The sequence below is a fragment of the Pseudomonas frederiksbergensis genome (assembly GCF_003732275.1).
Lineage (GTDB): Bacteria > Pseudomonadota > Gammaproteobacteria > Pseudomonadales > Pseudomonadaceae > Aquipseudomonas > Aquipseudomonas frederiksbergensis_H.
The window spans coordinates 946,060-964,373 of the sequence record NZ_MOBM01000038.1 but is presented as its reverse complement, the minus strand read 5'-3'; the positions used below and the strand labels follow the sequence as shown (position 1 = coordinate 964,373).

Here is an 18,314-nt window from a genome sequence, read left to right as displayed (position 1 = left end):
CTCACCACCAAAGTCCAATAGACCCTGACTTACCTTTAATTTTTTTTTGCCGTAGAATCAGCCAGCCTTTTAAGGCGCCAATGTCCGTTAGAAGCTGTTTTCAAAGCGTCACGAGCACAGTCGTTCCTTCAGAGCGGTGTTGGCGAAGGGTTTTTCAGCGGTGAAAAACCTGACGCCAACCCTCATCAGCTCCCCGTTCTGCAGGCGTAAAACTTTGAAAGCAGCTTCTGTAAGGAATTGCCGGTAATTCTGGCTAAGCGGCCCACAACGCCACGCAGCGCATGAGTACGGCAATTTCGGGATGAGCGTCCCGGACACCCATTTGGGACCACTGATGAGGGTAATAACTGTGCTTGAAGCCTACCGCAAACATATCGAAGAGCGTGCAGCACTGGGTATCGTTCCCCAGCCGCTTAACGCCGAACAAACTGCAGGCCTGGTCGAGCTGCTGAAGAATCCCCCGGCTGGCGAAGAAGCCTTCCTCGTTGACCTGATCACCAATCGCGTTCCGCCAGGCGTGGACGAAGCGGCCTATGTAAAGGCCGGTTTCCTCTCTGCCCTCGCCAAAGGCGAAGCCAAATCCCCTCTGATCGACAAGAAACGCGCTGTTGAACTGCTCGGCACCATGCAGGGTGGCTACAACATCGTGACGCTGGTCAATCTGCTGGACGACGCCGAACTGGCACCAGTAGCCGCCGAAGAGCTCAAGCACACCCTGCTGATGTTCGACGCCTTCCACGACGTGGCTGAACGTGCCAAGAACGGCAACGTTCACGCCAAAGGCGTTCTGCAATCCTGGGCCGACGGCGAGTGGTTCAAGAACCGCCCTGTGCTGGCCGACAAGATCAGCCTGCGCGTGTTCAAGGTGACTGGCGAAACCAACACCGACGACCTGTCCCCTGCTCCTGATGCCTGGTCCCGCCCGGACATCCCGCTGCACGCCCTGGCCATGCTGAAAATGGCTCGCGACGGCATCGTGCCGGACGTACAAGGCTCCATCGGTCCGATGAAGCAGATCGAAGAAATGCGCAACAGCGGCTTCCCGATCGCCTACGTCGGTGACGTGGTCGGTACCGGTTCGTCGCGTAAATCGGCCACCAACTCGGTGCTGTGGTTCTTCGGCGACGACGTGCCTTTCGTGCCGAACAAGCGTGCTGGCGGCTTCTGCTTCGGCAGCAAGATCGCTCCGATCTTCTACAACACCATGGAAGATGCCGGCGCACTGCCAATCGAATTCGACGTAACCAACATCAACATGGGCGACGTGATCGATCTGTACCCGCACGCTGGCAAAGTCTGCAAGCACGGTACCGACGAAGTCATCACCACCTTCGAAATGAAGACCCCTGTGCTGTTGGACGAAGTCCGTGCCGGCGGTCGTATTCCGCTGATCATCGGCCGTGGCCTGACCGATAAGGCTCGCGCCGAACTGGGTCTGCCAGCGTTCGACCTGTTCAAGAAACCGGATGCCCCGATCGAAAGCACCAAGGGTTTCACCCTGGCGCAGAAAATGGTCGGCAAGGCGTGCGGCGTAGCCGGTGTGCGTCCAGGCACCTACTGCGAACCGAAGATGACCACCGTGGGTTCTCAGGACACCACCGGTCCAATGACCCGTGACGAACTGAAAGACCTGGCGTGCCTGGGCTTCTCCGCTGATCTGGTGATGCAGTCGTTCTGCCACACCGCGGCTTATCCAAAGCCGATCGACGTGACCACCCACCACACCCTGCCTGACTTCATCATGACCCGCGGCGGCGTTTCCCTGCGTCCGGGCGACGGCATCATCCACAGCTGGCTGAACCGCATGCTGCTGCCGGACACCGTCGGCACCGGTGGTGACTCGCACACCCGTTTCCCGATGGGCATTTCGTTCCCGGCCGGTTCCGGTCTGGTCGCATTCGCCGCTGCCACTGGCGTGATGCCGCTGGACATGCCGGAATCGATCCTGGTGCGTTTCAAAGGCGAGATGCAACCGGGCGTCACCCTGCGTGACCTGGTTCACGCCATTCCTTACTTCGCAATTCAGGCTGGCCTGCTGACCGTCGAGAAGAAAGGCAAGAAGAACGCCTTCTCCGGCCGAATCCTGGAAATCGAAGGCCTGGACAACCTGAGCATCGAACAGGCTTTCGAGCTGTCCGACGCCTCGGCCGAACGTTCGGCTGCCGGTTGCACCATCAAGCTGTCGAAAGAGTCGATCACCGAATACCTGCAATCGAACATCACCCTGCTGCGCTGGATGATCGGTGAAGGCTACGGTGATGTGCGTACCCTGGAACGTCGTGCTCAAGCGATGGAAGCCTGGATCGCCAACCCTGAGTTGATGGTTGCCGACGCTGACGCCGAATACGCTGAAGTCATCGAAATCGACCTGGCCGACATCAAAGAGCCTGTGCTCTGCGCGCCAAACGATCCGGACGACGCCCGTCTGCTGTCCAGCGTTGCTGGCGAGAAGATCGACGAAGTGTTCATCGGTTCGTGCATGACCAACATCGGTCACTTCCGCGCTGCCGGCAAGTTGCTGGAACAGGTCAAGGGTCAGCTGCCAACCCGTCTGTGGCTGTCGCCGCCGACCAAAATGGACGCTCACCAGCTGACCGAAGAAGGCTACTACGGCATCTACGGCAAGGCCGGCGCACGCATGGAAATGCCAGGCTGCTCGCTGTGCATGGGCAACCAGGCACGTGTAGAGCCGAACTCGACTGTGGTGTCGACGTCGACCCGTAACTTCCCGAACCGTCTGGGTGACGGCGCGAACGTCTACCTGGCTTCGGCCGAGCTGGCGTCCGTTGCGTCCATCCTGGGTCGCCTGCCGACCGTCGAGGAGTACATGGAATACGCTGGCAAGATCGACAGCATGGCGGCCGATGTTTACCGCTACCTGTCCTTCGACCAGATCGCCGAGTTCCGTGAAGCTGCTGCGAACGCCAACATCCCGGTCGTTCAAGCCTAACGTTACAACGCCATAAAAAACGCCGCCCATCGTGAGATGAGCGGCGTTTTTTTATGCCTGAAGAAATGTGGGACTCACTGCCTGGCTCACCTGAAGAACGAGGCGCCCCCATCGCGAGCAGGCTCGCTCCCACAGAAACGGTGCAGAACCTGTGGGAGCGAGCCTGCTCGCGATAGCGGACTCACAGGCCCGCAGAAACGTCAGTGGTCACTCAAATTCAGACGGTCAGCGAGTAGATCAACGCCGAAATTGCTACCAGGCCCACCGCCGTCACGAAGACGTTAGAGGCTTGACCACGAAAGCGCGCCATGGCCGGAACCTTGCGGATCGCGTACATCGGCATCAGGAACAGGATCGCGGCGATGATCGGGCCACCGAGGGTTTCGATCATGCCGAGAATGCTCGGGTTCAGCGTGGCAACGATCCAGCAGACCACCAGCATGAATGCCGCGGTCATGCGGTCCAGCGTCTTCGGTGCCGGGCGTTTGCCGCTCTTGACGATCAGGCCCTTCAAGCCTTCGCTGGCGCCGATATAGTGGCCCAGGAACGACTTGGAAATGGCCACGAAGGCAATCAACGGCGCCGCGAAGGCGATGGTCGGGTTGCTGAAGTGGTTGGCCAGGTACGACAGGATCGACAGGTTTTGCGCCTTGGCTTCCGCCAGTTGCGCCGGCGACAGGGTCAGCACGCAGCTGAAGACGAAGAACAGCACCATCACCACCATCAAGATGTGGGCGCGTGACAGGATCTGCGAGCTGCGCTCTTCGGCATGCGCGCCGTAGCGACGCTTCTGGTCCACTGCGAACGCCGAGATGATCGGCGAGTGATTGAACGAGAACACCATCACTGGAATCGCCAGCCACAGGGTGTGCAGCAGCGCCGACGACTCAGGCAGCGTGGTCGCAGTGCTGAGGATGCCGCCATTCCAGTGCGGAACCAGGAATACCGCCAGGAACATTAGCGCGACGATGAACGGATACACCATCAGGCTCATCGCCTTGACGATCGCCTGCTCACCGCAACGCACCACTGCCAACAGGCCAAGAATCAGCACGAACGACAGCACGGCGCGAGGTGGCGGCATGATGTGCAGTTGATGTTCGAGGAAACTGCCCACGGTGTTGGTCAGGGCTACGCTGTAGATCAGCAGGATCGGGAAGATCGCGAAGAAATACAGCAATGTGATCAACGCACCGGCCTTGATGCCGAAGTGTTCTTCCACCACTTCGGTGATGTCGGCGCCTTCACGGCCGGACAACACAAAGCGGGTCAGGCCACGGTGTGCGTAAAACGTCATGGGGAACGCCAGCACTGCCAGGATCAGCAGCGGCCAGAAACCGCCCAGCCCCGCGTTGATCGGCAAAAACAGGGTACCGGCCCCGATTGCCGTGCCAAACAGGCCCAGCATCCAGGTGGTGTCATGGCGATTCCAGCTTTCTAGGCTCGCTGGTGTTGCCGCTACATAGCGTTCGTCGACGCTATTGGCCTGATCATTCATCGGGTCGGATCTCCGCTTTCCGGTCACTTGCCACCCGGTCAGGACGAGTCGGAAAAACCCGACAGGCAGCGCCCTGGCCGAAACAGGGGCGCGATTGTCCGGGATTAATCAACAGAAGCAAAGGCTTAGGTGAGGAATGGTTATGCGGATCAGATTCTCCCGTAGGAGCGAGCGGACAAATCCTCTCCATCTGCCTCGCACTGATCTAGTGTTGTCATTAGAAGGATCGCAGGCTTCGCCAGCTCCGCCACCGGGAGCCAAAACCCTGGCCATTGCCAAATCGCTCTGAGGTCAGCAATCTGAAGCGACGTTCGAGCCCCCGACATTCCGCTGCCCGCAGGAGCCCAGCATGACCGCAACTGTTCTGGTACTGGTTGAAACCATTAATGAATACCTGCCGATTCTCGAACATCAGGGGTTTCATCTGATTCTGGCCCCGACCCCGGCCGAGCGTGCCGCCGCCATTGCCCGACAGGGCAGTCAGATCGATGCAGTGCTGACGCGCGGTCCATTGGGCCTGTACGCCAATGAAATTGCCGCCCTGCCCAACCTCAAGATCATCTGCGTGATCGGCGCCGGCTACGAACATGTCGACCTGCAAGCCGCCGCCGACCGCGGCATCACCGTCACCAACGGGGCCGGCGTCAATGCCTCTTCCGTCGCCGACCACGCCATGGCGTTGCTGCTGGCACTGGTGCGGGATATTCCTCGGGCCGATGCTGCCGTGCGTCGGGGCGAGTGGCCGAAAATCATGCGCCCTTCCCTGGCTGGCAAACACCTGGGCATCCTCGGCCTTGGGGCCGTCGGCATCGCTATCGCCAAACGTGCCGCCAACGGCTTCGACATGAGCGTGAGTTACCACAATCGCCAGCATCGCAGCGATGTGCCCTACAGTTTCTGCTCGACGCCGACTGAACTGGCGCGCCATTCGGATTTTCTGATAGTTGCCGCACCCGGCGGGCTCGGCACCCAACACTTGATCAACAGGCAGGTACTGGATGCTTTAGGGCCCAACGGATTTATCGTCAACATTGCCCGGGCCAGTGTGATCATCACGGCAGACCTGATCAGCGCGCTGGAACAACGACGGATCGCTGGCGCCGCGCTGGATGTCTTCGATAACGAACCCCAGGTGCCGGACGCCCTCAAGGGACTGGCCAACGTGATTCTGACCCCGCATGTCGCCGGATTGTCCCCGGAGGCCACCCAAGGCACCGTGGAACTGGTCGGCAAAAACCTGACGGCGTTTTTTTCCGGTCAACCGGTACTGACCCCCATTGCTTTACCGCCGCCGACGGCAGCCACCCGGCACAATCACTAAAGGACGCCCAATAGCAGTTATCGGTACGCTTCTTCACTATTCGCGGGTTCGCTGAGTACTGGGGTGCCGGGATGACTGGCGGCCTGGCGGCCGGGGTCGATGCCGCCACCATGAGCGTATCGACAGGCGCCGGGGTTGGTTTGGCGCTCGACCGATGCTGCCGGAGCTTAAAGCCTTGTATTGACTGAGATCGCCTCATCGCGAGCAGGCTCGCTCCCACCTTTTGGATCTCCGTCGTACATAAATACCGCGCTCAACCGAGATCCCTGTGGGAGCGAGCCTGCTCGCGATGACGTCGGCACATTCATTATCGATGCTGGCCGACATTCGTCCGCCGAGCCTGCGCTCGCACATCAGGAACGCTGATTATCCGGCAACACGCTAACCTATAAGACCGTGCCGCGCTTGTGGCCCCCCCGGCGCACCATTAGATTAGCCAATGATGTCTGGCCTCCAAAATAAGCAGAAGGGATAAGCATGGCGCTTACTGACCAGTCCACCCGTATACGCTCCGGCGAAGAACTCGATGCCAGCCTGATCGATCCTTACCTCAAGGCGCACATTCCGGGCCTGAGTGGCTTGCCGAAAATCAGCCAGTTTCCGGGCGGTGCGTCGAACCTGACTTACCTGCTGGAATACCCCGAACAGGAATTCGTCCTGCGTCGGCCACCGTTCGGTCACAAGGCCAAGTCCGCCCACGACATGGGCCGCGAATTCCGCATACTCAATCAGCTGCGGGACGGCTTTCCCTATTGCCCCAAAGCCTACGTGCATTGCACTGACGAATCGGTGATCGGCGCCGAGTTTTATGTGATGGAGCGGGTCAAGGGCATCATCCTGCGCTCCGAACTGCCGCCGGAACTGGGTCTTGATTCAGCCAAGACCGAAGCCCTGTGCAAAAGCTTCATCGACAAATTCGTGGAACTGCACCAGGTCGACTACAAGGCCTATGGCCTGGGCGACCTTGGCAAACCCGAAGGTTATGTCGCGCGGCAAATCAAAGGCTGGAGCGAGCGCTACGAAAAAGCCCTGACCCCGGATGCGCCGAAGTGGGAAGCGGTCAAGGCCTGGCTCAACGACAAGATGCCGGCCGATCACCCGACCTCGAGCATCGTCCATAACGATTACCGCTTCGACAACGTGATCCTCGACCCCGAGAACCCGATGCAGATCATCGGCGTGCTCGATTGGGAGCTGACCACCCTTGGCGACCCGCTGATGGATCTGGGCAATACCCTCGCCTACTGGATCGAAGCCGACGACCCGGCGCCGGTGCAATTAATGCGCCGCCAGCCAAGCCACGCTCCCGGCATGCTGACCCGCCGTGAGTTTGTCGATTACTACGCCGAGCGCGCCGGCATCCAGATCGACAACTTCGACTTCTACTACACCTACGGCCTGTTCCGTCTGGCCGGCATCGTGCAGCAGATCTACTACCGCTTCTTCCATGGTCAGACCCAGGACAAACGCTTCGCGCAGTTCATTCACATGAACAAACTGCTGGAGCAGATGAGCCTGCAAGTCATCTCGAAATCCAGCCTCTGATCACGGCCGCTGATCGGGCCCAAAAACAAGGAAAAATCATGTCCAAGACTCAGTTGTTCGACCTCGACGGCAAGATCGCTTTCGTCTCCGGCGCCAGCCGCGGCATCGGTGAAGCCATTGCCAGACTGCTGGCGCAGCAAGGCGCCCACGTGATCGTCTCGAGCCGCAAACTCGATGGTTGCCAGCACGTCGCCGACGCCATCATCGCCGCCGGCGGCAAGGCCACCGCCATCGCCTGCCACATTGGTGAGATGGAGCAGATCACCCAAGTCTTCGCCGGCATCCGCGAACAGTTCGGGCGCCTGGACATTCTGGTCAACAACGCCGCGACCAACCCGCAGTTCTGCAACGTCCTGGACACCGACCTCAGCGCATTCCAGAAAACCGTCGACGTGAACATTCGCGGCTATTTCTTCATGTCGGTGGAAGCCGGCAAGCTGATGCGCGAACACGGCGGCGGCAGCATCATCAACGTCGCCTCGATCAATGGTATTTCGCCGGGGATCTTCCAGGGCATCTACTCGGTGACCAAGGCCGCGGTGATCAACATGACCAAAGTCTTCGCCAAGGAATGCGCGCAATTCGGCATTCGCTGCAACGCCCTGCTACCGGGTCTGACCGACACCAAGTTTGCTTCGGCGCTGGTGAAGAACGACGCCATATTGCAAACGGCGCTGCAGCAGATTCCGCTCAAGCGTGTGGCGGATCCGAGTGAAATGGCCGGTGCGGTGTTGTATCTGGCGAGTGATGCGTCGAGCTACACGACTGGGGTTTCGTTGAATGTGGATGGTGGTTTTCTGTCCTGATTTGGTTCTGCGAATAAACTGAAGGCAGCCAAAAGGCTGCCTTTTTTGTGTCCTGCGTATGTACACCGTCCCCGTGTAGGAGCTGCCGAAGGCTGCGATCTTTTGATCTATGGCGTCAGTTGAATCGTTAAAGGTCAAAAAGATCGCAGCCTTCGGCAGCTCCTACAGTGGGATCGGCGTTTTCACAGGAAGTATCGAATCCAAACATAAGAATATTTATTCCACCATTTGCATATTGGGAATATTTATTCCATAAATAACCCTCCTGAAAATAAAAACCAAAGGACCTTGGCTATGCGCGAACTCGGTATCGGACTTATCGGCACAGGTTTCATGGGCCGTGCCCACGCCTTGGCCTTTCGCAACGTCAGCGCCGTTTTTGAATTGCCGCTGAAGCTCAAACTCGCCGCCCTCGCCGACGCCGACCCGCAACGTGCGCGCCACTGCGCCGACGCCTGGGGCTTCGATGCGGCTCACAGCGACTGGCAACAGCTGATCAATGACCCCAAGGTCAACCTGATCGCCATCACTACTCCTAATCATCTGCACTACCCCATGGCCATGGCCGCCCTAGCAGGCGGCAAACCGGTGTACTGCGAGAAGCCCTTGGCCGTGAATCTCGAACAGGCCAGTGCCATGCGTCTGGCCGCCAAAGCAGCGGGTGTGGTGACGCGGGTCGGTTACAACTATCAACACAACCCGATCATCGGCCTGGCTCGCGATCTGATTCAAAACGGATCGCTGGGGCAGATCATCAGTTTCCAGGGCGAATTCAGCGAAGACTTCATGGCCGACCCTGTTTCACCCTGGTCCTGGCGCTGCGACGCCGATTACGCCGGCGGTGCCTTGGCGGACCTGGGCAGTCACTTGCTGGCCATGGCTCGTCATCTGCTGGGCGATATCGAGGCGGTGTGCGCGGACACCCAGACCGTACATGCGCAACGCCCCGTTACGTTGGGCGGTCAGGAACGGCGCGAGGTCGCGGTCGACGATCAGGTCCACGCGTTGCTGCGGTTCGCCAACGGCGCGCGCGGGACGTTCAGCAGCAGCTGGCTCAAACACGGTTACAAGAATCACCTGAGTTTTGAAATCAGCGGCACCCTAGGCACCTTGGCGTTCGATCAGGAACGCTTGAATGAACTGCGGCTGTATCGCGCAGGGCAAGGCGGTTTCCAACGGCTGCTGGCCGGGCCGGATTTACCGGGTTATGCCGCCTTCAGCCCGGCACCGGGGCATCAGTTGGGTTACAACGAACTCAAGACCCTTGAAGTGCATGAGTTGGTGATGGCGCTGGCCGGTCTCGGTCAGGACGGGACAGATTTCGAACAGGCATGGGAAGTCGAACGCCTGGCGACGGCAATTCGTTTGGCGGCACAAGCGTCGCGGTGGGTCAGGATCGAGGAAGTCTGACCCGCCACTCAGGCCACACCCGCCGGTCGCACATCGCGCCGGTACACCTGACCCGGCTTACTGAGTGACGCAACGGGTCAGGGTCGTGGTCCGGGTCACCTGCCCTTCAACCCTCATATCACCCTGCACATCGGTGTTTTCGGAGGTCTGACAGGTTCGAACCGGTGGCGGTGGCGGCGCAGCGGGTGGTGGAGGCGGCGGACTGGCGCAACCACCCAGAATCGCCGCGCAGAGTACGAGCGACAATGGCGAAAAAATACGTATCCCAAAACTGTTCATAGGCTGACCCGCGGTAAGTAATCGACATTTTCCGCGACACAAAAACCACACCGCACACCCGCGGCCCCGTCACAGAAAAGAAATACCTCGCATTCCTTATAGCCCAGCCACCCGCCAATGCCAGAAAATCGCGAGCAGGCTCGCTCCCACAGTTTGAACGGCGTACATCAGAGGGGGATTTATAGGTTATAAGGTCGTCTTCGCGAGCAAGCCCGCTCCCACAGTGGATCGGGGGATATCTGCGAGAGAAAAGCCAGCGCCTACAAAGCACTGGACCGATGCAGGCCAATGCTCTCAAGCTCGTACCGCAACTCTTCAATCAACGCCGCCATTGCCTCTGGCGTCCTGAGCATCGCCATGCTCAACCCACTGACCACCAGATCCACCTGCCCCGTCGCCGGGTGATAAAGCTTCACCGTCAACGAATTATCCCCCGTGAGCGCACACTCACAGGCCAACGGTGAAAAATTCCGCTCCAGTTGCATACGCAATTGCGCCAGATGAATCATCCCGATTCACCTTGGCGACGACGCAAAATCGACCCCACGCTTGATCTGTTCGCACCCATGTGGCTGTTCCTTTAGCTGCATCGAAGAGGACCCGATACCGACCCGAAGTCACGTATCGCACCCTTACAGCCTAGAAAAACCAGCCCCTTGGCAGAACATCAAATTGCACCATCCCAACTAGTGCATTTGCATCTTAACGTTGCCCCTTGGGCCGCCTCTCGCTGGAGAACAGACCCCGTTCGCGGGCCCATACAATCGCCTCACTGCGGCTATGCACGTCGAGCTTGGAATACACCGTCGAGACATGATTACGCACCGTATTGGGCGCCAGTTTCAGGCGCGCGGCGATTTCCTTGTCGGCGAGGCCTTCACAGATCAAGCCGAGCACATCACGCTCCCGGGCGGTCAGGTCGGTGAACGACACACTGGGCAATTGCGGCAAATTGACGTTCTTCACATTAGCCAGTTTCTCGATCAGCGTGCGGCTGAACCAGGAGGCATCTTTCATCACCTCTTCAATCGCCGACACCAACTCCAGCTCGGTGCGTTTACGCTCCGTGATGTCCATCAACACCAGCAGATAACAAGTGCCGTCCTGAATGTTCACGGTGTCCGCCGAGACGGCGCAATCGATCAGCCCGGCATCCTTGCAGCGTACCCTGACATCGACGCGATCCACGCGCCCGGTTTTCTCCAGGGCCGCAAACAGTCGCGTGCGAGTGCCCGCATCGTCGATGAATCCGAGTTGCGCCACGGTCTTGCCGAGCACCTCTTCACTGGGGCACGCGAGGGTATCGAGAAAGGCTTCGTTGACGTCCATCACCACTTGATCGTCGGCGCTGCACACCAGGATCGGCACCGGGGTGAGGCGAAAGGCTTTGGCGAACCGTTCCTCGCTCTGGCGCAGGGCAATTTCGGCCTTGTGCCGCAGCTCCATGTCGACGAAGGAAAACAGCATGCAAGCTTCGTCGTTGAGCTCCAGCGGTTGCCCGGCAACGATCACCTGTTTGCTGCCACCGTCGGGCAATTGCAGTTCGGCCTGCATCTGCGGAATGGTTGCCCCGTCACGCAAACGCTGCTTGGCCAGTTCCTTGTTTTCAGCGCGCTCCAGTACATCCAGCTCATAGGTCGAAGCGCCGATCACCTGATCGCGGGCATAACCGGTCATTTCCAGGAAGCCCTGATTGACTTTGATGAAGCGCAAATCGCTGAGGCGACAGATCACCGCCGGGGCCGGGTTGGCATTGAAGGTCTTTTCGAAACGCTGCTCGGCGCTGGCCCATTCGGTGACGTCGTTCATGATCAGCACCAACGACTCCGGCTCGCCGGCGCGGTCGGCCAGCACCATGCTGCGCACGCTATGAACCCAGGTGCGCTCTTTGTTTTCGACTGGCGTCAATTCAACAAGAACATCACTGAACATCTCGCCGCGGGCCACGCGGCTGATCGGATAATTCTCCGTCGCTACCGGATGATTGTTGCGATAGCGCAAGGCAAACCGCTTCGCGTACTCCCTGGCATTGGCGCCCAGCTCACCAATCCGATTGACACCGTGCATGGCCAGCGCGGCGTCATTGGCCCAGAGAATGGTCTGGTCGAGCTCCAGCAGAATCACCCCATCGGACAGTCCGGCGATGATCTGCTGCAACTGGCGGCGATTGGTTTCGGTGGTCAGGACGTCCTGGCTCATTGGAACTCCACGATTGCGGCGGCGCAGTTACGCGCGACCCTGTGAAGATTACGACCGCCAGCGTTTGCGATAGTGCAGATAGCACTGCCACCTCCTCCAATTGCCAACACAACCTTTGTGGCGAGGGAGCTTGCTCCCGCTGGAGCGCGAAGCGGTCCCAAATCCTGTCACCGCGTTGTTTCAGGTACTGCGCGTTAGTTGGTTTACGACCGCTACGAAGCCGAACGGGAGCAAGCTCCCTCGCCATACGGCGGCGGTGCGACGTTCGCGCGCCCCTCGATGCTGAGTGTTTCTTCCGTGATGACTTAGAAGTCTGACATCGACTTCATCGCCAGCTCTATTCGCTCCCGTGCAGCGCTGGTCAGGCGCCTCACCCCCAATGCTTTAGCGATTTCAAGTGGCCTGTCACCTGCTGAGATCAAGGACGCCACCGTCAGCAACTCCTCGGCAGCTATCTCTTCTACAGACCGGGCATCTTCGATAGTCACCGGTATCCGATAGCGGTTCCAGCCAGCAACATCATTTTCAGAGTGCCAGACAAATTGACCGTCAACGGGATCGGTTCTCAGGTGATGATTCTGCTCTGTCAGGTCCAGGACTCGTTCTCGAATAAGGCGTCCGGAGCGCTGAAACCCATGAGCTCGAGCAACCCGTTGCACCAGCAATGAGTCGAGGATTGGAGCTTCGTGTACTAATACATGTGCAATCAAATCTGCGAGAACTGCGTCGTATTCTGGCGAGTAAAAGGCCTCTGCACTAATCCTGTCGCCCACACCGGTGAAATCAGTGACACGGTACTCACCTTTGATCGCAGGGCTGGCCGACGCCATAAAGGATCTCGCAATTTTGAGGTCTACCGGCTCCTCGACTGGCATTTCCATCGCTGGTGCGTCGACAACTTCTTCTACTTGATCAACGACTGTTGCTACTGGAGCGTTCTGCACCAGTGACAATTGAGGAATATGCAGATCTTTGTTGGGCGACAGGCTTGCGGCGGGGACCGCACGAGACTCCTGCAGCAGCGCTTCCAGTGACACATGCAAGCGATCAAGGGCACCAGACTTATCAATCCACCATTCGGTGGACCACAGTCGAACCAACTTCCAGCCCAACCCTTTGAGAATTGCACTGCGGACTTTGTCGCGGTCTCTGGCTGTCGCAGCGCTGTGGTAGGTCGCGCCATCGCATTCGACACCGACAAGATAGTCACCTGGTCTATCTGGATGGACGATCCCCAAATCAATTCGAAAACGAGAGACACCAATCTGCGGCACCACTTGCCAGCCCTTACGTCGCAAACCTTGAGCGACCGCTTCTTCAAACGGCGAATCGTAGCCACCCACTGAACCCTGTACCGCTTCAGCCAGCGCCCTCGGCCCACGCTGCGCAAACTCAATAAAGTGTTTCAGATCACGCACGGCTCGTGCATTGGTACGGTTCAGGTCAACCATCGAAGAATCAAAAGACGAGAAGACCAGCATTTCCCTACGCGCACGTGTTATCGCGACATTCAAACGACGCCATCCACCTTCCTTATTCAGGGGGCCGAAGTTCATCGACATAACCTGAGCACCAGATTCCGTCGGACCATACCCAATACCCAGCATGATCAAATCACGTTCGTCACCTTGTACTGTCTCCAGATTTTTTACGACTACAGGTTCGGCAATATCATCCTGGAAAAATGGCTCAATCTGCGGAAATTGTTGCCGTGCTCTGTCCAACAGATCGGTAATAAGCCTTTGCTGATCGCTGTTAAGCGTGATGATCCCGATCGTATGACCCGCAGCGATAAAGGCTGGGTCCATCAAGCGCTTCACGGTTTCGGTAACGATGGCCTCGGCCTCTGCCTGATTGTGCCGGCCTTTACCCTTCGCATAAACACCGTCAACACGACGCCACTCCACAGCACTCGCCCGTGTTTCGGCAGCCGGGAACGTAATCAAGTTACTGTCGTAATAACGATGGTTGGAAAACGCAATCAAGCTTTCATGGCGACTACGGTAGTGCCAGCTGAGACTATGGCTCGGGATGCCCGCGCCGAGACACTCATCCAGAATGCTTTCCATATCCTCCGCCGTATCATCTTCTGAGGCGGACGCAGCGCGATTGAAAAAATTAGTAGGTGGCATCTGCCGAGGATCACCTGCGATTACCACCTGCTTGCCTCTCGCAATGGAGCCGATGGCGTCCCATGGGGCAATTTGCGAAGCCTCATCGAAGATGACCAAGTCAAAAAGGGCCAGATCTGTCGGTAGATATTGCGCAATCGAAAGCGGACTCATCAGCATACAAGGGGCAAGCTTGGACATTGCATCACCCATCTCGACTGCCAGTTGTCGTACTGGTTTATGGCGCCGAGATTTTAGCAGTTCATGTTTCAAAATACCAAAGCCGCCTTGCTTGCCGATCTCGTTTTTTGACGGGATCAAACCACACAGTTTTGCTCGGATGTATCGCACTGTGAGCTTGGACAAATCCTCATCAAGGCGAATAAATGCGTCAATGTCGCTTGCGTGTTCCGCGGGTACAAAGTTTCGCAACAACGGTTCTGCATCAATCGTCACCGTTGCAAACCAACGAGCGTAGGCCGTTTCGAAGGTATCAACAGTGCCACCTTCAGGTATCGCATTAGCCGCCAGTGCATCGCTTAAAGGTTGAAGCCCTGAGGCAATTGCCTCCTCTCTAACCCGGCACCAATCACACCAGGCTTTCAGCTTCGACTCCTGCCGGACGATGGCATTAGAGGCTTCTAGCAAGGACTCAATCGTCAGCTTGCCTTCAAATGGACGGTTGCCCAGTTCGTTGAATCGTTTAGTTGCTTGATTAAAGTAAGCCAGTGCATCCTTCAACTGATGAAGCGCCGAGGCAATGAACCCTCCTCCACCCAGTAATTCATTGGCTTTAACGACAAGCTTTTCAGTGGCCCCGCGCAATACAATCAGGTCCTCAGGGGACTCTGCCCTTGAGCTAATCATCGTCCGCAAGCGCTCGCCCAACTCACATGCAGCGGCCATGGCAGACACATTGCTGGACAGGCCGCTCCAGCCAGGCACAGAGCTCAAATCTGCAGATACACCCTCCAGAGAGATAAGCAAGCTGCGCATTTCGTTGAACTTGAGCAGATCCGACTCAACGTCTGGAAGACCAGCAGCACCACCAACGCTTGCCAAGTTTTTGGCCACCTTCTTCTTGCCGAAAGTAGCGAGTATCCAGAACTTACCGTTGGCTACCTCCCAGTCGTTTTTGAGCTGTTCAAGGTTGAGGGTGCGGCAAGCTTCTGGTGCGTATCGCAGAGATAGCGATTGTTCGATTTCTCGATATTCAGCTAGTAGCTGAATGGCTTTTTTGGCGGCGCTTATCTTCGCGCTCACATTCAGCGTAAAAACGAATGAAAGATCAACACCATGTGCATCAACCAGAACAGCGACGAACTGCGCAAGTTGCTCGATATCGTCGCTATGTGCGACCGCAAGTGGAAGGTCCGTTGCCTTCAACAAACTGGTGCTTGCGGCTTTAAGTCGTTCTATTGCACTAGGCAAATCACTGGCAGCAGCAACAATCGCCTCCTGCCACCCGTTCGACCAATCCGTAGGGGCCAAAAGTGAAAAGCCGACAGAAAGCTCTCGGGCGGCCTGACTATTTAGGTCAAGACGTCTAGCGATATCGCGCAGCAGAGCATAGGTATGCGCGTCGTGGGTTGTTCCTTCTGGCCATCCAAGACGCGGTAACGAGGAATTTCCATCCCGCACAACCCGGCCGATAGCCTGATGCACAGACAATCCATTGGGCGAACGGCGATGCAACAACTCAACAACTTCATTTAGTCGATTTCGCAGCTTATGCAGCTTCGCTGTTTCAACTGTCCATTCGTCTGCTGTCAGAGCATCACGCACGTCCCATGCACGTTCGAGTTGTTTGAGCACTTCCACTTTCGAGGTCTTGCTGGAGTGGAGCTCAAGGCAGAACTCGCCCAATCCTTTTTCTTCAAGTCGACGATAAACCACATCCAGAGCAGCCATCTTTTCAGCGACAAACAATACTCTGCGCCCTAAGGCGAGGTTGTGCGCAATCATATTGGCAATGGTTTGAGATTTACCGGTGCCGGGAGGTCCGTCGAGTACAAAGTCACAACCACTGGCCGATGCAACGACGGCTGCTAATTGGGAGGAGTCTGCCGGTAACGGTGTAAAAAGATCAGCCGGATTGACCTTCCTATCCAATTCATTGGGGTGAGGAAAGTCACCTGAGGTGGAATAACCTTCACCGCCAACACTCCTCTCGAGCAAGTGCTTGACCATGGGGCTTTTCAAAAGCTGTTCTGAGCGGGCCGCCAGATCCTGCCACATCAAGTATTTTGCAAAGGAAAAAGTCCCAAGCACAAGTTCCGTAGTGACTTCAAACCCCGGCACATCCCTTATCGCACGCCTGACAGTATTCCAGATACCTGCTACATCGATACCGCTTTCATCGGTCGGAAGCTCTCCTTCCAATCCTGGAATCACCAACTCGAAATCGTGCCGAAGCAACTCGAGCAATGTCAGGTTAAAGCGAGGTTCATCCTCAAGCAGGGTCATCGTCACACCCGACAAGGCACTTTTTCGATCAAGCTTTACCGGTAACAAAATCAGGGGAGCTGAATAGGTCTTCGAATCGTCTGCCGACTTTTTCCACTTTAGAAAGCCGAGAGCAAGAAACAGCGTGTTAGCGCCGCCCTCATCAAGATCGCTCCGGGCTTTGCGATAAAGCTCTATCAGCGCTACTTCAAGTTTGCTTTTCTCCAGCGTGGCCAGTACTTCACCTCGAGACAGAGCGCTCCGTGCATATTCATCGCGCAAACTTTCACGATTTTGCTGTTCATAAAGAGCGGCGTCTCTACCGCCTGCTTCTAGATCGGGTACCGAAACAATTCTGATGCGTTTACCACTGGCCAGTTGATCCTCCAACTCAGCAGGCTCGGGGCAAATCAAGCGAACGCCCTTTGCGCTATCAGGCAGGTGCAAGAGGCGGTTTCTAGTAGTCAGGTCCAGAAGCTTGCGCTGCCACAAGGTTAGCTTCCCAGCCGGAGAATCGGTTTCGGTAAGAATTTCAATGTCGAAACCAGGTAGCGAAGGCGCAATTTCCAACGCCTCTAGAGTTGCTTCCGAATCTTGAACAGTTTCCGATTTTGGCCCAGAGATCGACGTTGCCAAAGGTCGGATGCGTTGCATACGCGCCCGGTGTATATCAATGGCCATGATGAAATCTTCATCATTAATTTGCCGCTCTGCTGTACTTACTGCCTGACTGAAACTCGGCACAGGAAACCGCGTAGCAAGGGTGGTTTCAAATACGAGGGCTTCTTTCAGGTCAATACGCTTTCGTACAGCAGAAGCTTCGTCGGTAATGAGCTGGGAAAATTCTTGTGGTTGAAGCCAAACACCAACAAAAGCGTGGCCTTTGGTCAGTATCAAGAGAGCATTGAGCCCCGCCTGTTCTAGTGCTGCCGAAAAAAGCAATGCGGTGTCCAAGCAGGTTGCGACACCACCCTCCAGAATAAGCCCTGGTGTTCGGACCTTTTGCCCTTGGGTTTCAAAGCTTGCGGGTGGTAATGCATAACTTAATCTCAGACCACAGACTGCCGACCATATCGCGGAAGCCAGTTCCCACGTTAGGGTTCTGGATTTGCTTTCGTATCCGTTGATGCCATCTGGTTTACCAGCGCGACGTAAAACATCCGAAGCAGACTTAAGTATCCGATCAACGGCCGGATCATTGGGCATGGAAAACGCAGGAAGCAACTCCGGCATGGAGTTCACGCCGCCCCATTCGTTTTTTGCTAGAAGCTCAATCGGGAACGACTGGCTGTAGAGAATTTCTGCTTTGCAGCGGAGGCGCAGAACCAACGTTGCAGTCAGGCTTTCCGCAAGGTCTGCAAGATAGCCAGCATTCAGCGTCAAATTGCGCTCTGAAATATGCAGCGTCGAATCTTTGCTTAACCGGTCGAGCCGCCACGTCTTGCCTTCGAGGAAGGGAGGATCCGCCACAAGCTCCAGCTCAAGATCGTTATAATCTGCATCACCGTCATTGTGTACCATCAGCTCCCTTAGGACTGGCACAGCATTCTGGTGGGAAGCAAAGCCAATTTTATTGGCGATCACTCCCTCGATCTTGATGGTCATAAACCATTTCTCCGTGGTGAACTCGACGACGCGACTTTGAAAGACAGGCACAAATAGTGGGCATACTCACCGACATGCATGGATTTTGAAACTGCTTTTTTTACTATATGTGTAGTTGCGAAAGCTCCTACTCTTAAGGCTGTGC

At 56.9% G+C, this 18,314-nt stretch carries 9 protein-coding genes; 5 read left to right on the top strand and 4 right to left on the bottom strand.

Translation table 11 applies throughout. From position 1 onward, the window contains the following. Nucleotides 1–349: 349 nt before the first annotated feature. Complete coding sequence (acnB, locus tag BK662_RS23850) at nt 350–2,950, top strand: bifunctional aconitate hydratase 2/2-methylisocitrate dehydratase (protein ID WP_032835413.1); 2,601 nt, start codon at nt 350–352, stop codon at nt 2,948–2,950. 217 nt (nt 2,951–3,167) lie between these two features. Here acnB and BK662_RS23845 read toward each other — a convergent pair whose 3' ends face one another. Then, nucleotides 3,168–4,448, bottom strand: coding sequence for a serine/threonine transporter (locus BK662_RS23845; protein ID WP_123359717.1), 1,281 nt, complete (start codon nt 4,446–4,448; stop codon nt 3,168–3,170). Nucleotides 4,449–4,797: 349 nt separating this feature from the next. On the opposite strand from BK662_RS23845, the gene BK662_RS23840 reads away from it, so the two are divergent. The 4 genes from BK662_RS23840 to BK662_RS23820 all read left to right on the top strand — a co-directional run bounded on the left by BK662_RS23840 (nt 4,798) and on the right by BK662_RS23820 (nt 9,530). Beyond that, nucleotides 4,798–5,769 (top strand): 2-hydroxyacid dehydrogenase, encoded by a 972-nt coding sequence (locus BK662_RS23840; protein WP_123359718.1) that lies wholly within the window; start codon nt 4,798–4,800, stop codon nt 5,767–5,769. 477 nt (nt 5,770–6,246) lie between these two features. Further along, nucleotides 6,247–7,314 (top strand): phosphotransferase family protein, encoded by a 1,068-nt coding sequence (locus tag BK662_RS23830; RefSeq protein WP_123359719.1) that lies wholly within the window; start codon nt 6,247–6,249, stop codon nt 7,312–7,314. Between the two features lie 38 nt (nt 7,315–7,352). After that, nucleotides 7,353–8,120, top strand: coding sequence for an SDR family oxidoreductase (locus tag BK662_RS23825; RefSeq protein WP_123359720.1), 768 nt, complete (start codon nt 7,353–7,355; stop codon nt 8,118–8,120). Between the two features lie 294 nt (nt 8,121–8,414). Continuing rightward, nucleotides 8,415–9,530 carry a Gfo/Idh/MocA family protein gene (locus BK662_RS23820; RefSeq protein ID WP_123359721.1) on the top strand — a complete coding sequence of 372 codons (1,116 nt, stop codon included), beginning with the start codon at nt 8,415–8,417 and terminating at the stop codon, nt 9,528–9,530. A gap of 539 nt (nt 9,531–10,069) precedes the next feature. On the opposite strand, the gene BK662_RS23815 is transcribed toward BK662_RS23820, so the two are convergent. The 3 genes from BK662_RS23815 to proA form a co-directional block, all read right to left on the bottom strand. Beyond that, a complete protein-coding gene (locus tag BK662_RS23815; protein ID WP_123359722.1) occupies nt 10,070–10,318 on the bottom strand; it encodes a DUF1652 domain-containing protein in 249 nt (82 codons plus the stop codon). A 193-nt stretch (nt 10,319–10,511) separates the two neighbouring features. Then, nucleotides 10,512–12,008: a helix-turn-helix transcriptional regulator gene (locus BK662_RS23810; RefSeq protein WP_123359723.1), complete on the bottom strand. Its 1,497-nt coding sequence runs from the start codon at nt 12,006–12,008 to the stop codon at nt 10,512–10,514. A gap of 305 nt (nt 12,009–12,313) precedes the next feature. After that, nucleotides 12,314–18,169 carry an anti-phage protein ProA gene (gene proA / locus BK662_RS23805; protein ID WP_123359724.1) on the bottom strand — a complete coding sequence of 1,952 codons (5,856 nt, stop codon included), beginning with the start codon at nt 18,167–18,169 and terminating at the stop codon, nt 12,314–12,316. Nucleotides 18,170–18,314: the final 145 nt, after the last annotated feature.